Raw genomic sequence first — 19,435 nt, 5'->3', positions numbered from 1 at the left:
GTCCACCGTAAGCCGCCCGCGCCCGCGCACCGCGGCGTGTCGGCGGCGAGTCGCCGATCGGACCGGCCGCCACGGGCCGGACGCCGCCGCCGTCGCGCCCCACACGGAGGCCGCCGACCGCCGCAGGCGCCGTCCACAGGCGCGCGGTCCGGTGTGCGCGCAGGCGGGCCGGGTCGGTACGGTGGAGGCATGACTTTGCCTCCGTCCGCTCCCGCGTCCCTGCCCGCGCTGGGCGTCCTGCCGCTGTCGCAGGGAAACGTCGACCGCGGCTGCGAGCGCCGCACCGATCCGGAATGGCTGCCGGGACTGATGGCGGACGCCGCGACCCGGGTGGTGGCGCTGGTCAAGGGCAACGCGCCGGTGGCCGACGGCGCCCTGGTGCTGCACAGTCCCGCCGGACTGCCCCAGCCGCAGACCTTGGTCTACCTCGGGGCCGCGGAGGGGCAGGAATTCGTGGCCGCCGCCTGGGACGAGGTCCCGGACGCCCTAGCGGGGGAGGGCGATTGGCTGGGCCTGCGCGATGTCGCCGCCGGGCTGCCGGCCCGGGACGCGGCGTTGTTCGTGGAGGCGGTGGCGATCGTCAACTGGCACGCCACCCACACGCACTGTCCGCGCTGCGGTGCCCCGACCGTGCCGGTCCAGAGCGGCTGGGTGCGCTCCTGCACCGCCGACGGGAGCCTGCACTTCCCGCGCACCGACCCGGCGATCATCGTGGCCGTCACCGACGACGCCGACCGGCTGCTGTTGGGGGCCAATGCCCAGTGGGGCGGGAAGCGCTACTCCACCCTGGCCGGCTTCGTCGAGCCGGGCGAGTCTCTGGAGGCCGCGGTGGTGCGCGAGGTGGCGGAGGAATCCGGCATCGCCGTGACCGGGGCGCAGTACGCCGGTTCGCAGCCCTGGCCGTTCCCGTGCTCGCTGATGCTGGGCTTCACCGCCCGCGCCAGCGGCACCGAGGCGGTGCCCGATGGAGAGGAGATCGTGGACCTGCGCTGGTTCACCCGCGCGGAGCTGGCCGCCGACGTCGAGGAGGGCCGGCTCTCCGTGCCCGCCGGCCTGTCGATCGCCAGCGCCCTGATCGAGCAGTGGTACGGCGGGCCGCTGCCCGAACCGCGCGTGCTGGGGAACTAGCCGCATGGCAGCGATCGAGGACCTGATCCTCGCCGGGCTCGACGACGAGCAGCGCGAGGTCGCCACCACCCTGCGCGGGCCCCTGTGCGTGCTGGCCGGCGCCGGCACCGGCAAGACCCGGGCCATCACCCACCGCATCGCCTATGGCGTGCACACCGGCGTCTACGTTCCCCAGCAGGTGCTCGCCGTCACCTTCACGGCCCGCGCGGCGGGGGAGATGCGCACCCGGCTGCGCGAGCTCGGGGCCGGCGGCGTGCAGGCCCGCACCTTCCACGCCGCCGCCCTGCGCCAGCTGCAGTACTTCTGGCCCCAGGCGATCGGCGGGCAGCTGCCCGGCATCGTCGACCACAAGGCCCAGCTGCTGGCCGAGGCCGCGCGCAGGCTGCGCATCAACGCCGACCGGGCCACCCTGCGCGACCTGGCCGCCGAGGTCGAATGGGCGAAGGTCTCCATGCACACTCCCGAGGGGTACGTGCAGGCGGCCGCGGACCGCACCCCACCGGCGGGCCTGGACCTGACCACCGTCTCGCGCCTCTTCCAGTCCTACGAGGACGTGAAGACCGACCGCCAACTGATCGACTTCGAGGACGTGCTGCTGCTGACCGTCGCGATCCTCGACGAGGACCAGCGCGTGGCCGCGCAGATCCACAGCCAGTACCGCACCTTCGTGGTCGACGAGTACCAGGACGTCTCCCCGCTGCAGCAGCGGCTGCTGGACCTGTGGCTGGGCGGGCGCGACGAGCTGTGCGTGGTCGGCGACTCCAGCCAGACCATCTACTCCTTCACCGGCGCCACCCCCGCCCACCTGCTCGGCTTCACCCGCCGCTACCCCGAGGCCAAGGTGGTCAGGCTGGTGCGCGACTACCGCTCCACCCCGCAGGTGGTGCACCTGGCCAACCGGCTGCTGGCCGCGCGCCGCCCCGAACCCGGCGTCCCCGGGCAGGGCGTCGAATGGCCGCCGCCGCTGGAACTGGTGGCCCAGCGCGACTCCGGCCCGGACCCGGAGTTCACCGAGTGCGCCGACGACGTCGCCGAGGCCGCCCACGTCGCCTCCCGCATCCGGGCCCTGATCGACGGCGGGCGCGCCCCGGCGTCGATCGCCGTGCTCTACCGCACCAACGGCCAGTCGGAGGCCTACGAGCAGGCCCTGGCCTCCGCCGGGATCGGCTACCAGCTGCGCGGCGGCGAGCGCTTCTTCCAGCGCCGCGAGGTCCGTGAGGCCATCCTGCAGCTGCGCGCCGCCTCCCGCGCCCCCACCGATGACCCCGTGCCCCAGCAGTGCGGGGACATCCTGGCCTCGCTGGGCTACACCCCGGAGGCGCCCGCCGCCAGCGGGGCCGTGCGCGAGCGCTGGGAATCCCTCGCCGCCCTGGTGGCGCTCGCCGGGGACTTGGCAGCCTCCCGCGCCGAGCGGGAGGAGGGATTCGCGCTCGCCGACTTCGTGGCCGAACTGGACGAGCGCGCCGCCACCCAGCACGCGCCCACCGTGCAGGGCGTCACGCTGGCGTCGCTGCACGCCGCCAAGGGCCTGGAGTGGGACGCGGTGTTCCTGGTGGGGCTGAGCGAGGGGCTGATGCCGATCTCCTTTGCCGAGGACCAGGCCGGGTACGACGAGGAGCGCCGCCTGCTGTACGTGGGCATCACGCGTGCCCGCGTCCACCTGTCGCTGAGCTGGTCCCTGTCCCGCACCCCGGGCGGGCGGGCCCACCGGCGTCCCTCGCGCTTCCTTGACGGGTTGCGGCCTGCCTCGGCCGGCCGGACCGGCCAGTCCGCCGCCGGCACCCGCCGCCGCCGTCCCGCCGGTCCGCCGCTGTGCCGGGTCTGCGGGACCCTGCTGGCCACCGCTGCCGAGCGGAAGCTGGGCCGCTGCGCGAACTGTCCGCCGGACTACGACGAGGCGGTATTCGAGGAGTTGCGGGCCTGGCGCCTGAAAGTGTCCCAGGACGCGGCCGTCCCGGCCTTCGTGGTGTTCACCGATGCGACCCTGATGGCGATGGCGGAGGCCAAGCCCGCGGACGTATCCGGCCTGGCGAAGGTGCCCGGCGTTGGACGCAGCAAGCTGGAGCGCTACGGGCAGGACGTGCTGGACATCCTCAACCAGGGCGGCCCGGCGGCCTAACCCGCCGCTCCGCCCCGCAAAGCGCGGGGCAGCCGGGTTCCCTTCGTGGCGACGGAGTCGACACGAGAGGGCCTGCACCGCGCGCTAGGACGTGGAGGGCTGGAGCAGGGCGGAGGCCTGCGGTCCGCCCCGCACGAGCCCTGCGTAGAGGTCGATGTGCTCGGCCACCATCCGATGGGCGCTGAAGTCCGTGGTGGTTGCCGTCCGGCAGGCCGCGCGGTCGAGCGTGGATGCCTGGGCGAGGGCCTCGGCGAGGTCGCGCAGCCCGGTGCGCAGGAACCCGGTGGCGCCCTCGCGCACGATCTCCGGCGCGGACCCGCGGGGCGTGCCGACAACGGGGGTGCCCGTGGCCATGGACTCGATCATGACCATGCCGAAGGGCTCGGACCACTGGATGGGGTTCAGGAGCGCGACGGCCCCGCCCAGAAGGTGGTACTTCTGCGTGGTGTTGAGCTCTCCGACGTACTCGATGTCCTTGTTCAGCAGGGGCTTGATGACCGTGCGGTAGTACTCGTGCTCGTCGCTGCTGTACATCTTGGCGGCGATCCGCAGCGGAATTCCGGCCATGTTGGCCACCTGGATGGCCTGCAGGACGCCCTTGCTCGGGTGCATTCGGCCCAGAAAGCAGGCGTACCCCCCGTCGCCCGCGCCGACCGGGATGGGGGCCGCCTCGATGCCGTGGTGGATGACGCGCTGCACGGCGAACCCCCTCGCCGTGGTGGCCTGGTGGCGGGAAATGCCGATGAGGGCCGTGTCCCGGACCATTGCCCGGTAGATCGAGCAGGTCTCTGCGGTAAAGGGCCCATGCGCCGTGACGGCAATGGGCATCTGCGGCGGGCGGTGGCGGTAGAGGGGACCGGCCAGGGTGTGGTCGTGGATGAGGTCCATCCCCTCCAGCGCCGCGTAGGCAGCGATGGTGTGGCTCAGTTCGTCGAGGTTGCGCCCGATTTCCTGGGGTTCGCTGACGGCGAGTCCCTCGACGCGGGGGACCGGACAGGTGCTGTCCGCCGAGGCGGCCAGGACGACGTCGTGGCCGGCCTCGACGAGCCCGCGGGCGAGGAGATCCACCACCGCCTCGATGCCTCCATAGGCCGTGGGGGGGACGGGAAGCCAGGGAGGGGCGATTATTCCGATGCGCATGTTGTACTCCTGCTGTGTTGCGGCCTACCTCGTTCGGGGAAGGACATCTATCAGGTCGGCCAGCGGCCTGCGCGCGGTCTGGCGCAGTTCCATCTCCGGCGGCATCCCCTCCACGGCCGCCTGGTTCCGGGTGGCCCGCAGTGAGATCCGCGAGGCCCCCAAGGGAAGATTGTCCACCCGCACTTCTCCCCATTCGGCGGGTAGCACCGGCGCCAGGAAGAGTTCGTCGGTGGGCAGGAACGGGTCCAGGCGCAGCATGACCCGCATCAGGTGGACCGGGGTCGCTGCGGCCCACGCCTGCGGGGAACACGAGGTCGGATAGGGGACCGGGGCCGCTTGAAGCTTGCGGTCCAGGCCGCAGAAGAGTTCCGGCAGCCTGCCGCCGAAGGCATCCGCGGCTTCCAGCAGTGCCACGGCGAGACGCTGGGATTCCTCGACGAACCCGAAGCGCATCAGCCCGGCGGCGATCAGCGCATTATCGTGCGGCCAGATTGACCCGTTGTGGTAGCTGGCCGGGTCGTAGGCTCCCATGCGGGTGGACAGGGTACGGACGCCCCAGCCGGAGAACATGTCATCGGCCATCAGACGCTCCGCCACCAGCGGGGCCTTGTCCTCGTCGACGATGCCGCTCCACAGGGCGTGCCCCATGTTGGAGGCGCAGGAGTCAACCGGGACCTTGTCGCCGTCCAGGGCCAGGGCGAAGTATCCCTTCTTGGGCAGCCAGAAGCGGTCGTTGAACTCCTCCTTGAGCCGCTGCGCTCGGGAGGCCCACAGCCGGGCCGTTTCCGAGTCCCCGGCCCGGATGGCCATCAGGGCCCTGCTGATGTAGGCGGCGTAGACGTACCCCTGCACCTCACAAAGGGCGATAGGGGCGGTCGCGAGCGTGCCGTCGGCGAAGGTGATGCCGTCCCAGGAATCCTTCCACCCCTGATTGATCAGCCCCTCCGGGTTGGCCCGCTCGTATTCGACGAAGCCGTCGCCGTCGGCGTCGCCGTAGTCGGTGATCCAGGCCATGGCCCGATCCACGGCGGGCAGGAGGTGCTCCAGGATGTCGGCTTCGAATCCCCATCGGGTGAGTTCGCCGGCCAGGATCACGAACAGCGGCGTGGCGTCGACGGTCCCGTAGTAGGCCTTGCCGCCGCCCAGGGCCAACAGGGTGCTGGCCCCGAGCCGGACCTCATGCAGGATCTTCCCCGGCTGCTCTTCGCTGCGGGGATCCACCTTCGTGCCCTGCAGTTCGGCCAGGGTTTGGATGGTGCCGTGGGCCAGCGACGGATCCAGCGGCATGGACATGAAGGAAGAGAGGATCGCGTCGCGGCCGAAAAGCGCCATGAACCAAGGGGAACCGGCGGCGACCGCCACCCGTTCGGGGCGGTCTGGGTCGAAGATCCGCAGGGAACCGAGGTCGGTGCGGCTGGTTTCCATGATCCTGGCCAGGGACGGGTGGCTGTAGGTTGCCCGCGGGATCCGTTCCCGCCAGGCGCGTTCCCTGAACTCGGGCAGGCTCAGGGCGCCATACCTGGTGGCGTGCACATCCTCGTCCGGCCCCACTCCGTCGAGGCAGGGGGTGACGGCCACCTCCGTGCTCCACTCGCCCTGGGCCGGAAGGTCGATCTGATAGGCCAGGTAGTGGCCGCTGACCACCGCATGGGGATCGGTGACCGCGACGGTCCGGGTCTGGCCCCCATGGATGGATTCAAAGAGGATCCCGTTGGTTGTCTCGCGCACCTCGATGCCATGGACCGGTTTCGTGCGGCCCTCCTTCACATCGAACAGGTCCGCAAAGTCCGCCTCGGGGGCCAGGTGGATCTGGCATTGCACCGGAAGGCCTGAATGGTTGGTGACGATGATGCGTTCGCGCAGGCCGCCGTTGAGGTGGCGGTGCCGCTCGACGAGCAGATGGCTGTCCTCCTCGCCCTCGGCGCGGGCCATCCTGCCGACGAAGGTGGCGCGGTAGGTTTCCGCGGCCATTCCGCTCAGGGGCTCGATGGGGCGGCCGTGGATCCGCAGGTGCCAGCCCGAGATGAAGCGGGTGTCGCGGAAAAACAGGCCATGGGGCCGCCGGGCATCCATGTCGCCGTTGGCCGACGAGATGCAAAAGGACGTACCGGCCAGAAGCGTCACCGCGCCGGGGCCGGCATTTCGGGCTCCGATCTCTGCGGACCAAACTGCCATTGCCACACCGTTTCTTCCCTCAGGAACCCTTGGATTCCATGCGGACAAGTCCAAAATGCGCGGCGCGAGCCGCTCCCTGGTACCGCCGAGGCCGTGGGACGGGCAAAAGTCCCGGCAGCATGGTGCGGCATGCCGGGCGGCCTTCGGGCCGGTGCGGTACAAACGCAGTTCATTTATGCAGTGCTGGTGTTGCTGGCGGCCCGCCGGCGGAAGGCGGCATGGATTTGACGCTGGGAGCTTGGGGCCGAGTGACTGGATTCTACCAACGGGACGCTGGGAGAGATATGGGGTTCGGGCCCCGTCTTCGGGGCCTGGATTTTGGAGCCGGGGATTTCCCGAACCCGTGCCGCAGCCCGGGGCGGGTCCGGCTCAGGCGGCCAGCGCCCGGCACAGACAGTCCGGCCGCGGGGCGATCGCCTCCCGCACGACCCCGCCGGTGGCCAGATCCAGGTGCAGGATCCCGTCCACCGCTGCCGGGACGTTGATCCCGTCCAGCAGCATCAGGACCTGGACCGCCGCCAGGCCGGCAACCGTGGCGGCCAGCGCCGTTTCCGGTTCGGACGGCGGCTGGGGGGAGGGGTCGGTTGGGTCCGGCGCGTCCGGCGCGCAATCCAGGCACGCGGTCGACCCCGGCAGCACCAGGGGGCCCACGGACGCACCGGCGTCGCCGAACAGCACACGCAGGTGGGGAGCCTGCGCGGAGGCGAAGCCGGCTTGGATCTCGGCCGGCACCCGCTCGCGGGCAAACACCACCGCCACGTCGGTTTCCGGCTCCGGGGACGCCGGGCGCCGGGTCCACTCCCGCACCCGGAGCTCCTGAACTCGGAGGTGGGGTGCCAGCCGGCGCAGGTGGATGGCGCAGGCCCCGGCCCGGGACCGGCCCAGGTCGGGAACCTTCAGCAGCCCGGTGGAGAGGTCGCCGAGACCCACCGGTTCCGGATCGCACAGCTGCAGGGATCCGATCCCGGCCGAAGCGAGTAGGCGGGCCAGTTCCTGGCCGGCACGGTCCAGGCCGTGGATCCGCACGGTGGCCCGGGCACGCCGGACCACCAGCGGTCCGGCGTGCCGCCCGTAGGCCGCGGACCATTGCCTGATGTCGGGGGCGAGCACGCCGGAGCGGGAACCCGGGATGCGATACGTGGCCTGGTCCACGAGCACGGGGCGCAGCAGGTCCAGGATCGCGGCCGTCCGGCACGGATCCAGGCCTTCGCCGGCGGAGGCGCCCCCGCCCGACGCCGGGGCCGCGCCGGAATGCGCGGCCGAACCCGCGGACTCAACCGGGCCGGCCGTGGGTCCGGCCGCAGGGCCGGCCAGGGAGAGCACAAAATCCACCTCCGCCGGGCAGAGCCCTTCGATCCACAATCCGCCGGCACCGCTGCCGATCCGTACCCTGCCGTCGGCTAGGCTGATGACCCGGTAGCCGGGATTGATCCGCATGATGGCCTCCTTCGGTGGGCCGGCCGGATGCCGGCGTGACAGCCATCCTGACACTGCCGCGGGGCCCGCAGGCCGTTATCCACAGGGTTTTGCGGGCAAGTCGGAATCGGGCTCTCCGAACACGGGCACGCCTTACGCGTGGCCCGACGGCTGACCGGCCCGTCCGGCGGATCCGGCCCGCGCCGCCCCACCCTGATCCGCCGTCCCACACCGACCCGACGTCCCACACCGACCAGAAAGGAGCGCGCCGTGCCGGCACACCCCAAGGAGCACGAATTCACGTCCGAGGACGGGGTGCGCGTGCGGGTCCTGCGGTCGGCGCGGCGCACCCGCACCGTCTCGGCCAGCTGGCGGGACGGCGCCGCCGTCGTCTCCGTTCCGGCGCGGCTGAGCACCGCCCAGGAGCAGGAGTGGGTCAGGACCATGGTCCGGAAGCTGCGCGACGGCCGGTCCCCGGACGGGCGCCGGCAGGGCGGCCGCAAGGTAGCCTCCGACGCCGACCTGTACCGGCGGGCCCAGCGGCTGGACGCGGGGCACCTCGGGGGCCGCGCCCTGCCCGCCTCGGTCTGCTGGGTCTCCAACCAAAACAGCCGCTGGGGGTCGGCCACCCCCGCCGACGGCACCATCCGCCTCTCCGACCGACTGCGCGGGATGCCCGAATGGGTCCAGGACTACGTCCTGGTCCACGAACTGGCGCACCTGCTGGCCACCGACGGCCACGGGCCCGAGTTCAGGGCGCTGGAGGCCCGCTACCCGCGCACCGCGGAGGCGAAGGCGTACCTGGAGGGGGTGTCCTTCGCGTTGCACCGCCTCGGCCCGGGACAGGCTCCCGGCGGGTGTGCCGACGACCCGGACGACGGCGCCGGGACCGCCTGAACCCGTCCCAACGCACCGGGCCCGGCACCCGCGGAGGTCGCGGATGCCGGGCCCGGTGCCGCGGGTCCTGCGCGTTGGCTAGGCCTTGCCCTCCGGGGCCTCGCCGGTGCCGTCGTCGGTGTCCGTGCCGTCACCCGCGTCGCCGGGCTCCTGGCCGGAGGGTGCGTCGGTTGAGGACTCGCCGGCGGAGGACTCGAACCCGCCGGCCAGCAGCTTGCCCAGCGCCGCATTGAGCTCGTCGTCGGTGGCCTCGGCCAGCGCCCGGCGGGCACCGAACCCCGCCGGGTCGTCCAGGTCCTCGGCGGTGGGCATCAGGTCGGGGTGGTCCCAGACGGCGTCGCGGCCCTCGATGTCGCGTTCCTGAAGCATGAGTGCCCAGAAGGCGGACGCCTCGCGCAGGCGGCGCGGGCGCAGTTCCAGGCCCACGAGCGAGGCGAAGGCCTGCTCGGCCGGTCCGCCGGTGGCGCGGCGGCGGCGGATGGTCTCGCGCAGCGCGGCGGCCGAGGGAAGGTTGTGCGCCGCCGCGGCCACGACCTCGTCGACCCACCCCTCGATCAGGGCCAGCGCGGTCTCCAGCTTGGCAAGTGCGGCCTCCTGCGCGGGGGTGCGCTGCGGGGCGAACAACCCCTCGGTGATCGCGCCCTGGAAGGACTCGGGGTTCATGGGATCGATGTCCCGGACGGCCTCCTCGATGCGGGAGACGTCGATGTGGATCCCGCGCGCGTACTCCTCGACCAGGCCCACCACGTGCGAGCGCAGCCACGGCACGCGCAGGAACAGCCGGGTGTGGGCGGCCTCGCGCAGGGCGGCGAAGAGCAGCACCTCCTGCTCCGGCACGTCCAGTCCCGCCCCGAAGGCGGTGACGTTGGCCGGCACGAGCGCGGGAGTGGGTCCGGCCAGGGGCAGGCCGATGTCGGTCGAGCCGAGCACGTCCTTGGCCAGGCCGCCGACGGCGGTGCCCAGTTGCATGCCGAACATCGCCCCGCCGAGGTTCTGGAACATGCCCTCGGCGCCGCCGAGCATCGAGCGCATCTGTTCCGGCATCTGGTCACGCAGGACGGAGGTGATCGCCTGCCCCACCCTCACGGCGACCGGTTCGGTCAGCGTCTTCCAGAGCGGCAGGGTCTTCTCGACCCAGTCGGCGCGGCTGAGCGCCGCGCAGGTTGCGCCGTCGGAGGTGAACGCGGTGGACTGGTCCAGCCACAGGTCGGCCAGCCGGCCGGCGTCGGCCACGGCACCGGAGCGGGCCGGGGTGACGGAGGGGTCGTCGCCGGCGGCGGCCTGGCGTGCCGCATCGCGGGCGAGCTTCCAGTTGACCGGTTCGCCGCTGCCGGAAGCCATCGCGCCCATCATGGCCTGTGCCTGGCGGAAGATGGCGGCGAGCGCTTCGGGGTCGTTGGGCAGGCCCATCGCGGCACCAAAGCCCTCCGGGAGGTTCTTGGGGTCGAACCCGGCCGGGGTGGCACCGCCGAAGAGGCCGGAGAGCATCTCGGCGAAGGGATCCTTCTTCCCGGAGTCGTCCGGCTCCTCGGAACCGTTGGGACGATTGCTTGGGGGATTGTCAGCCATGCCTCCACGTTACCCCGGCAGCCGGTGAGGGGACCGTGTGCGGACTTCCAGTTCGCTGAAGGCAAAGCGCGGGTCCGCGCCGGGGCGGAAACGCCGCAGGAAAGCCTTGTAGCCTAGATTCGTCCGCCGGATCGCCCACCTACCTCCCCGCGGCCGGCAGAAGGGAAACCCCCCAAGGTGTCAGAGCCCCAGCAGTCCAGTCCGCAGCCGTCCGCCGACGAGCCGCCTGCCGCACCCGCCGAGCAGGCCACCCCCGCCGAACAGGCCGCCCGCGGCCGCACCAACCGCACCCTCGTCGGGGCGACGGCCGTCGCCGTCGTGCTGGGGTTCGTGGCGCTGGCGTTGCCGGCACCCTTCGTCGTGGAGTCTCCGGGTCCGGCCATCAACACCATCGGCAGCGTCGATGGGACCCCCGTGATCCGCGTGGAGGGGCGCGAAACCTTCCCGACCAGCGGGAACCTGGACCTGACCACCGTGTACGTCAGCGGCGGGCCGGAACGCGAGGTGTCCACGTTCGAGGTGCTGCAGGGCTGGCTCGACCCCTCCCGCGACGTGCTGCCGGAGGAGGCGGTGTACCAGCGCGGGGTCAGCGACGAACAGGTCAGCGAGCAGAACACCCAGGAAATGGCGGACTCCCAGTCCGTCGCGGTGGCCGCCGCGCTCGGCAACCTGGGCATCGGCTACGGGCAGAAGCTCTCCGTTGCCGGCCTCGCCGCCACGACCAACGAGGGAGTGCTCGGCGTGGGGGACGTGCTCACCAGCATCAACGGGACGCCGATCACCGACCTGTCCATGCTGCGCGACGCGCTGCAGGCGGCGGGGGACGCGCCGGTGGCCCTGGGGATCGAACGCGGCGGCGAGCAAAGCACGGTCGAAGCCACGACGACGGCGGGCGAGGGCGGGCAGCGCCAGCTCGGCGTGTACCTGCAGACCACCTTCGACTTCCCCTTCGAGGTCAATTTCGACCTGGAAAACGTGGGCGGGCCCAGCGCCGGCATGATGTTCGCGCTCGGGGTGGTGGACACGCTGACCCCGGGCGAACTCACCGGCGGCAGGCATTTCGCCGGCACGGGCACCATCGATGCCGACGGCAATGTCGGGGCGATCGGCGGCATTGCCCAGAAGATGGCCGGTGCCCGCTCGCTCGGGGCCGAATACTTCCTTGCCCCCGCCGCCAACTGCGCCGCCGTCGCCGGACGCATCCCCGACGGGCTCACCGTGCTGAAGGTGGCGACGCTGGAGGACGCGCGAGCCGCGGTGGAGGGCGTCGTGGCCGGGAAGGATGCCACCGCACTGCCCACCTGCCCCTGATTCCCGCTTATGCTTCCTAGTCACGATCGCCTTACGATCCACACTCACAGCCCACTTTTTCGCTGCCGCGCCCACGGTCAAGGCAGAATGGTCACAAGCCGTGCCTTGGCCGGACGGCAAAACCCGTTTACGACGATGAGGTAAGAGTGAGTTTCGGATCTGACAGTCCCTTCGGGGGGCGCCCGCAAGCCCCCGGCGGCGAGAACGGGCCCCAATCCCCGCGCCGACCGTCCCCGCTGCTGCCCACGGTCGTGGCGATCGGTATCCTCGTGGCGGCCTTCGTGGTCTTCGCGAACGTCTACGCGGACATCCTCTGGTACGACCAGTTGGGCTTCACCTCGGTGTTCTGGATGGAGAACCTGACCAAGGCAGGATTGTTCGTCGCGGCCTTCCTGCTGATGGCCGGCGCCGTCTGGATCAGCCTGCGCGTGGCCTTCCGGACCCGTCCGGTCTACGCCCCGGACACGCAGGTGCGGGACAGCCTGCACCGGTACCAGTCGCAGCTTGAACCGATCCGGAGGCTGCTCATGGTCGGCATCCCGGTGGTCCTGGGCGCGTTCGCCGCCGCGGCGGTGACCTCCCAGTGGAAGGAAGCACTGCTCTTCTTCAACCAGGTTCCGGTCGGCGAAACCGACCCCGTCTTCGGCAGGGACCTGAGCTTCTACCTGAACACCCTCCCGTTCCTGGGACTGGTGGTCGGGTACCTGGTGTCCGTCGTGCTGATTGCCGGCATCGCCGGCCTGCTCACCCACTATCTCTATGGCGGCATCCGCATCGAGGAGCGCGGCGGCGTCTTCATCAGCAAGGCCGCGCGCATCCACATTTCCGTCGCCGTGGCCCTGTTCCTGCTGCTGCAGGCCGCCAACTACTGGCTTGACCGCTTCGGCACGCTGAACAACCAGGACGGCCGCGTCGCCGGCGCGCTCTACACCGACGTCAACGCCGTCATCCCCACCAAGACGATCCTGGCCGTCGCCGCGATCCTCGTGGCGATCCTCTTCATCATCGGCGCCATCCTCGGCCGGTGGAAGCTGCCGCTGGTCGGCAGCGCCATGCTCGTGGTGACCGCGCTGGTCGCCGGCGGCATCTACCCGTTCATCGTCCAGCAGTACCAGGTCCGTCCGTCCGAGAAGTCGATGGAACGGGACTACATCGGCCACAACATCGACATGACGCGGGCCGCCTACGGCCTCTCCGACATCGAGGTGACGCCCTACAACGCCACCGTCGACGCGCAGAAGAACGCGCTGGCCCAGGACAGCGCCACCACCACGAACATCCGCCTGCTGGACCCGAACCTCGTCTCCGACGCGTTCGCCCAGCTGGAGCAGTTCCGCACCTACTACAAGTTCACCGACACGCTGAATGTCGACCGCTACGACATCGACGGCAAGACGGAGGACACGGTCATCGCCGTCCGCGAGGTCAACGTGGACACCACCGAAAGCTGGGTCAACCAGCACATCACCTACACCCACGGCTACGGCGTCGTTGCCGCCTACGGCGCGAAGGTGGCCTCCGGCGGCCGCCCAGACTTCATGCTCAAGGGCATACCGACCGCGGGCGTGCTCGGCAGCGACAGCACCTACGAGCCGCGCATCTACTTCGGCGAGTACTCGCCCGAATACTCGATCGTGGGCGGGCCCGAGGGCTGGGAACCGCGCGAGCTGGACCGCCCGCAGAGCGGCACCGAAGGCCAGGACACCCGCAACACCTTCAGCGGCAACGGCGGGCCCAGCGTGGGCAACCAGTTCAACCGCCTGGTCTACGCGATGAAGTTCGGCTCCACCGACCTGCTGCTCTCCGACGCGATCAACTCCGATTCGCAGATCCTCTACGACCGCACCCCCAAGGAGCGTATCGAGAAGGTCGCCCCGTACCTGAGGGTCGACTCCAACGCCTACCCGGCGATCGTGGACGGCCGCGTGAAGTGGATCGTCGATGCCTACACCACCAGCGACAACTACCCGTACTCCACCGCCGAACAGCTGGAGTCGGCGGTGACCGACTCGCTCACCGGCGGCACCCGCACCAGCGCCCTCACCGGCCAGGTCAACTACATCCGCAACTCCGTCAAGGCCACCGTGGACGCCTACGACGGCTCCGTCACGCTGTACGCGTGGGAGCCTGACGAGCCGCTGCTGCAGGCCTGGCAGAAGGTTTTCCCGAACACCATCAAGCCGTACTCGGAAATGTCCGCCGACCTGATGGACCACGTCCGCTACCCGGAAGACCTCTTCAAGGTCCAGCGCGAGCTGCTCGGCCAGTACCACGTCACCGACCCGGACAGCTTCTACGACTCCAACGACGCCTGGGCGGTCCCCAACGACCCCACCCAGTCCAACTCCGCGGTCAAGCAGCCGCCGTACTACCTGTCCCTGAAGATGCCCACCCAGGATGCGGAGACCTTCTCCCTGACCTCGACGTTCATCCCGCAGACGGCCACCGGCGGACAGCAGCGCAACGTGCTCTTCGGCTTCCTCTCGGCCGAGGCCGACGCCGGCACCGGCAAGAACGGGGAGAAGGCCGACGGCTACGGCACCCTGCGCCTGCTCGAGCTGCCGCGCTCCACCGTGGTCCCCGGACCGGGCCAGGCGCAGCAGAACTTCGACTCCAACACGGAGGTCTCCACCCAGCTGAACCTGCTGCGCCAGGGCGCCTCGACGGTCAAGAACGGCAACCTGCTCTCGCTGCCCGTCGGCGGCGGCATCCTGTACGTGCAGCCCGTGTACGTCCAGTCCACCGGGCAGACCGCCTACCCGACGCTGCGCAAGGTGCTGGTGTCCTTCGGCGACGAGGTCGGCTTCGCGGACACCCTCTCCGACGCCCTGGACCAGCTCTTCAAGGGCTCCTCCGGAGCTGTCACCAGCGAGGACCCCAATGTGAAGCCCGGCACCGACGGCGGCACGGTGGTCCCCGAAACCGCGCAGCAGCGGCTCTCGCAGGCCCTGGACGCGGCCAACGAGGCCATCCAGGCTGGCCAGGCAGCCCTCGCCGCGGGCAACTTCGCGGAGTACGGCGAACAGCAGCAGAAGCTGCAGAAGGCCGTCGAGGACGCGTTGGCCGCCGAGGAGGAGATCGCCGCGGCGACCGGAAAATAGGTCCCGAAGCGCCGATTTCACGTTTCCGCCCAAGGTGTGAGAGGATTGATCTCACGCCGCGGGGTGGAGCAGTTCGGTAGCTCGCCGGGCTCATAACCCGGAGGTCAGAGGTTCAAATCCTCTCCCCGCAACGAGAAGAAGGCCCCCGTCCTGGGAAACCAGGACGGGGGCCTTCCGCTTTCCCGGATGATTCCATGGCCCCAGGGAGAGCGGCGGTGCGAGCCTGGGGAAGGCTTCCCATTCCGGTTCCGCTCCGTCGAAATTCCCTTCCGCGCCGACACCGGTTGTGCCACCATGGCGATGTCGGTCACCGGCCATGGGGCCGGGCCTGCAGCGGCTGGAGGCGGCTGTGGTTACCAATGGTCCATCGCCAAGCGAGATTCGGGTACGGGCAGGCAGCAGTTGGCGCCGGCTCCACAGCCGGTCGGTTCCGCCCGAGGTCCTCGAGGTGTTCGGGCGCCGGAGGCCCGAGGTGCTGGCTGTCCTGAAGTTCAACCCCCAGGGGCAGGAGCAGGGGCCGCGCAGCGCCGAGGCCATGGACGTTGCGGTGGAGGTTCCCCGGCGGTTCGAGGTGCTGGCGCTCCTGTGCAGGCCGGGGCAGCCGCCGCTGAGGTGGGATCCCGTGCCCGAAGATGGTCCCGCAGGTGTCCTGCGGTTCCGCCTCGGCCTGGAACCGCAGGATGCCGGCTCCCTGCTGGTGGTGCTCATCCTGAAGAGGCTTCTGTTGGCCGCGGCACCGTCCGCGGACGACGAGGGGGACAAAAGCGCCGAACCGCCGCCTACGCGGGGACTGCCCCGGCCGGACGCCGATGTGCCCAGGATCGACGCCCACGTGGATGCCTCGATGCCCTCCGCCATACAGGTGGGCGAACCCGTCCGCATTCTGGTACGGCTGTCCCTGGACGAGCTGACGGCGCTCCCAGGCCAGGCCCGGGACGCAGGGCGCATCGCAGTGGATCCGGCCCGCCCAGTGGAGGTCAAGCTTCGCCGCCTCAACCTGCGCGTGCTGCCCGGCACGCCGGATCGGCTCGAGCTGTTCCTGCCGCTGCCGGGCGCCACGGCCGAGAACGAATTCCGCGTCATGGGGGTCGGCCCCGGGCCCGCCCTGGCGGAGCTGGTATTCACGCAGGGAACGGTGGTGCCCTTGGCCCAGCTCCGGCTGGAGGTCCAGGTCACCGTGGAGGCCACGCCGCCGGCGCCGCCGGAGCGCCAGGAAGCGGCCGTCGTCCCGCCGGACCCGCGTCTGGCGACCGTCCCGGTGCTGAGCGTGGACGAAGACTTCAACGATGGGCAGTGGACGCTCGAATACGACCTGGACCTGCACGACGACATCCGCGAACGCTTCACCATGACTCCCTCGATACCGAAGGCCGAGTTGCTGGACCGGCTCTACGCCGAAATCGACGGGCTCTGGGACCAGACCCGCGGGCTGGATCCGGCACAGCGGGCCGCAGCCTTCGAGGACCGCCTCGCGGACCTGGGCCGTGAGCTGGCTGTCCAGGTGGCTCCACCCGAACTCCTTTCACGGCTGGACTCCGCCTGGGACCGGCTGGAGGGCTTGGCGGTGCTGAGCTCCGAGGTGCAACTGCCGTGGGAAATCCTGCAGCTGGCGCCCGCGGGCAGGCCGGCGCGCTTCCTCGGCGAGACGGGCTTGGGCCGGTGGGCCTTCAACGTGGCGCACCCCGGCCGGCTGCACGCCCGGCCGGGCCGCATCCGTTACCTTTGCCCCGCCTACCCTGCCGCCCTGGCATTGCCGCAGGCTGGCGCCGAGGCCGACTTCCTGGCCACCGAGCTGCAGGCAACCGCCCTCGAACCGGGCGATGCCGGCTCGATCGCCGCGCTGCTTCGCGGCGGAAGCTTCGACCTGCTCCACTTCGGCGGGCATGGGGAGTATGCCGCTGGCGGCCAGCGGCTGCTTCTCTCACCCCAAGGCGGATACCCTGCCACGGCCCTTGCCGCCGACTTTCCCCGGCGGGCGGCGGTACCCGGCGCGGAACCGGGTCCCCTCGTCGTGCTCAATGCCTGTCGCCTCGCGAGCGTCCCGCGCACCGGGGCAGAGGCCTTCGCCCCGGCGTTTTTGGCAGGGGGTGCTGCTGCGTTCGTCGGTTGCCTGTGGAGCGTGGGGGACCGTCCTGCCAGGGGGTTCGCCGAGGCGTTCTACTCAGCGCTGCGGAAGGGAGAGCCGGTCTCGGCGGCAGTCCGGGCCGGGCGCCTTGCCGCCCGGGCAGCCGGTGACGCCTCCTGGCTTGCCTACACCGCCTACGCCCACCCGCTCGCCACCGTGGATTTCGGCTCGTAGCACACCTGCCACCCGTCCCGAAAGGAACCTCTCATGAGCACCACCTCCGGTCCCCTGCCAGCCGCGGCGGCCGCCCGCGGCTCGGGGCTTTCTCCCGCCCAGCTCGCCGCCCTCCGTCCCCATATCGTCAACCTCCGCGACGGCAAACTGGCCACGGGGCCTGGCGGCGAAGGCGAGCTCTACACCACGCTGCAGGACCTGGACGATCTCTTCACGCGCCACCTGCCAGCCTTCACCGGCCGCGGTGGCACCGTTCCGCTGGTGCTCTTCGCCCACGGCGGCCTGGTCACCGAGGCCAACGGCCTCCGCGCCGCGCACCGGCAGATCCCGTGGTGGAAGGCGAACGGCGTCTATCCCGTCTACTTCGCCTGGGAAACGGGACTGGTGCCAGCGCTCGGGGATGCGTTGGCCGGCTGGCTCAGCGGCAGCCGCGGGCTTGGCGACGTCAAGGACCGGGTCGTGGAAGTGGCTGCCCGGTTCGGGCAGGGCCGGCGCATCTGGGAAGACATGAAGCTGGATGCCGAGGCCGCCGTGGCGGACGGCGGGGGAGCGCTCGCCTTCGCGGACCGTCTGGGTACCTACCTCAACCAGCGGCCCGGTTCGGTATCCGTGCACGCCGTGGGGCACAGCGCCGGAGCGATCTTCCACTCGCATTTCCTGCCAGCCGCCCGCTTCTCAGGGGTGGACCGCGTCGAGTCGCTCAGCCTTCTGGCCCCGGCGGTACGCACCGACCTGTTCAAGGAAAAGCTGCTGCCCGAGGTGGGCCGCAGCATCGGGCGCGTCGACCTCTTCACCATGACCGAGGAGAGCGAGAAGGCCGACAACTGCGCCCGCATCTACGGCAAGTCGCTGCTGTACCTGGTGCGGGCTTCCTTCGAACCCGAGGAAAAGGCGCCGATCCTGGGTCTGCAGGAATGCATCGAGGCGGACGACACCCTGCGGACCTTCTTCCGGCCCGCAGGCACCGGTTTGCCGGCGGAGGTGGTCTGGGCTCCGGTGGAGGCGGGTCCGCGGAACAGCAGCAAGGCCACGAGCCATGGCGACTTCGACGACGACCGTGCCACCATGTCCAGTGTCCTGCGCCGGATCGTCGGCCGGGACGACGTCGAGGAGCTGCCCGGCCAACGCTCCCGCGCCACCACGTGGCAGGCGGCGGCACCTGCCGCCCCGGAGCCTGCCTGGCCCCGGGATGCAACGCGCAAGGCCCTCTGCATCGGTATCGACGAGTACCCCGACCCCAGGGACCAGTTGGCTGGCTGCGTGGCCGACGCCGGGTCCTGGGCCACCGAACTGGAACGCGCCGGGTTCGCCGTGCACACCGTCGTCAACGCGGCGGCCACCCGGGAGAACATCCTGCTGCGGATGCTGGAAATGGTCTCCGGGAGCGTTTCCGGCGACGTGCTGGTCATCCAGTACGCGGGCCACGGCACGACGGCTCCGGACCTGGACGGCGACGAGGCGGCCTCCGGGCAGGTCGGCAACACCGAGGACGAGGCCCTGTGCCCGGTGGATTTCCGCTCCGGAGAGCTCATCATCGACGACGATCTGGGCCTCGTCTGGGACGTGCTGCCCGAAGGGGTGGCGCTCACGCTGTTCTTCGACTCCTGCCACTCCGGATCGGCCCAGCGCGTCGTACAAAGCCTCGAGGAGGAGGCCCGTGCTGCAGCCGAGGACGCGGCGAAGGGAGTGAAGCGGCGGTACGCCGTGCTCGCCGCGGAGGACCGCCGCCAGTTCCGGCGGTGCCGCGGGTACGACGACGGGTCCGCCGCCGGAGCCCGAAGGGCCGCCGCGTCCACCCAGGCACGGGCCCGGGGGCCACAGCGAGAGGTCCTCTTCAGCGCGTGCCGTCCGGACGAATTCGCCTTCGAAGTCGCCGGGCACGGCGTCTTCACCACCAGAGCCGCCCCGCTGCTGGGCGCAGCGCTCGGCCGCCTGACCAACGAGCAGTTCCACGCCCAGGTGGCGGACGGATTCGATGCCCGGCAGCATCCCGAGCTGCATGGTCCCGTCTCCGGCCGTGGACGGATCCTGCTGGCCGTCGCGAGCGACGGAGCTGTTTCCGTACCCGCAGCCGGCGGGATGGTCCCCGTGTCGCCTCCGCCTTCCGCCGACGTTTCCATGCCCGTCCCGGCACGCACCTCGGAGGCCCGGGCGGCGAAGGTGGCCGCCTTGCTGCGGGCCATCGCGGACGTGATCGAGGACTGACGGATCCGGGGGATGCGACGGCTTTCGTAGACACCCCCGAAGCCTCCTTGATGCCACGTGTCCGCGGGCGCGTGA

At 71.0% G+C, this 19,435-nt stretch carries 11 protein-coding genes and 1 tRNA gene; 8 read left to right on the top strand and 4 right to left on the bottom strand.

Features of this window, described 5'->3' with window-relative positions:
• The first annotated feature begins 189 nt into the window (after nt 1-189).
• Nucleotides 190-1,128, top strand: coding sequence for an NAD(+) diphosphatase (gene nudC / locus ABD912_RS03415; RefSeq protein ID WP_345148480.1), 939 nt, complete (start codon nt 190-192; stop codon nt 1,126-1,128).
• Between the two features lie 4 nt (nt 1,129-1,132).
• Complete coding sequence (locus ABD912_RS03410; RefSeq protein ID WP_345148478.1) at nt 1,133-3,247, top strand: ATP-dependent DNA helicase UvrD2; 2,115 nt, start codon at nt 1,133-1,135, stop codon at nt 3,245-3,247.
• An 84-nt stretch (nt 3,248-3,331) separates the two neighbouring features.
• On the opposite strand, the gene ABD912_RS03405 is transcribed toward ABD912_RS03410, so the two are convergent.
• The 3 genes from ABD912_RS03405 to ABD912_RS03395 all read right to left on the bottom strand — a co-directional run bounded on the left by ABD912_RS03405 (nt 3,332) and on the right by ABD912_RS03395 (nt 7,999).
• Nucleotides 3,332-4,387: a glycosyltransferase family 4 protein gene (locus tag ABD912_RS03405; RefSeq protein WP_345148476.1), complete on the bottom strand. Its 1,056-nt coding sequence runs from the start codon at nt 4,385-4,387 to the stop codon at nt 3,332-3,334.
• 24 nt (nt 4,388-4,411) lie between these two features.
• Nucleotides 4,412-6,562: an amylo-alpha-1,6-glucosidase gene (locus tag ABD912_RS03400; RefSeq protein WP_345148475.1), complete on the bottom strand. Its 2,151-nt coding sequence runs from the start codon at nt 6,560-6,562 to the stop codon at nt 4,412-4,414.
• A gap of 369 nt (nt 6,563-6,931) precedes the next feature.
• The gene (locus ABD912_RS03395; protein WP_345148473.1) at nt 6,932-7,999 is read right to left on the bottom strand and encodes a ThiF family adenylyltransferase; all 1,068 of its coding nucleotides are present in this window, start codon (nt 7,997-7,999) and stop codon (nt 6,932-6,934) included.
• A gap of 249 nt (nt 8,000-8,248) precedes the next feature.
• Between ABD912_RS03395 and ABD912_RS03390 the strand changes: the two genes are divergently transcribed.
• The gene (locus tag ABD912_RS03390) at nt 8,249-8,875 is read left to right on the top strand and encodes a M48 family metallopeptidase (protein WP_345148471.1); all 627 of its coding nucleotides are present in this window, start codon (nt 8,249-8,251) and stop codon (nt 8,873-8,875) included.
• 78 nt (nt 8,876-8,953) lie between these two features.
• Here ABD912_RS03390 and ABD912_RS03385 read toward each other — a convergent pair whose 3' ends face one another.
• Nucleotides 8,954-10,444, bottom strand: a complete 1,491-nt coding sequence (locus tag ABD912_RS03385; RefSeq protein ID WP_345148469.1) for a zinc-dependent metalloprotease — start codon at nt 10,442-10,444, stop codon at nt 8,954-8,956.
• Nucleotides 10,445-10,621: 177 nt separating this feature from the next.
• Between ABD912_RS03385 and ABD912_RS03380 the strand changes: the two genes are divergently transcribed.
• The 5 genes from ABD912_RS03380 (at nt 10,622) to ABD912_RS03360 (ending at nt 19,360) form a co-directional block, all read left to right on the top strand.
• Entirely contained in the window at nt 10,622-11,755 is a 1,134-nt protein-coding gene (locus ABD912_RS03380; protein WP_345148467.1) for a YlbL family protein, read from the top strand.
• A 251-nt stretch (nt 11,756-12,006) separates the two neighbouring features.
• Nucleotides 12,007-14,856, top strand: a complete 2,850-nt coding sequence (locus tag ABD912_RS03375; RefSeq protein ID WP_345148465.1) for a UPF0182 family membrane protein — start codon at nt 12,007-12,009, stop codon at nt 14,854-14,856.
• Between the two features lie 57 nt (nt 14,857-14,913).
• Nucleotides 14,914-14,987 (top strand) — tRNA-Met (locus ABD912_RS03370).
• Between the two features lie 341 nt (nt 14,988-15,328).
• Complete coding sequence (locus tag ABD912_RS03365) at nt 15,329-17,155, top strand: CHAT domain-containing protein (protein WP_345148464.1); 1,827 nt, start codon at nt 15,329-15,331, stop codon at nt 17,153-17,155.
• Nucleotides 17,156-17,188: 33 nt separating this feature from the next.
• Complete coding sequence (locus ABD912_RS03360) at nt 17,189-19,360, top strand: caspase family protein (RefSeq protein WP_345148462.1); 2,172 nt, start codon at nt 17,189-17,191, stop codon at nt 19,358-19,360.
• Nucleotides 19,361-19,435: the final 75 nt, after the last annotated feature.

The organism is Arthrobacter ginkgonis (assembly GCF_039540195.1).
Lineage (GTDB): Bacteria > Actinomycetota > Actinomycetes > Actinomycetales > Micrococcaceae > Zafaria > Zafaria ginkgonis.
This window is presented reverse-complemented; position numbering and strand designations above follow the sequence as displayed.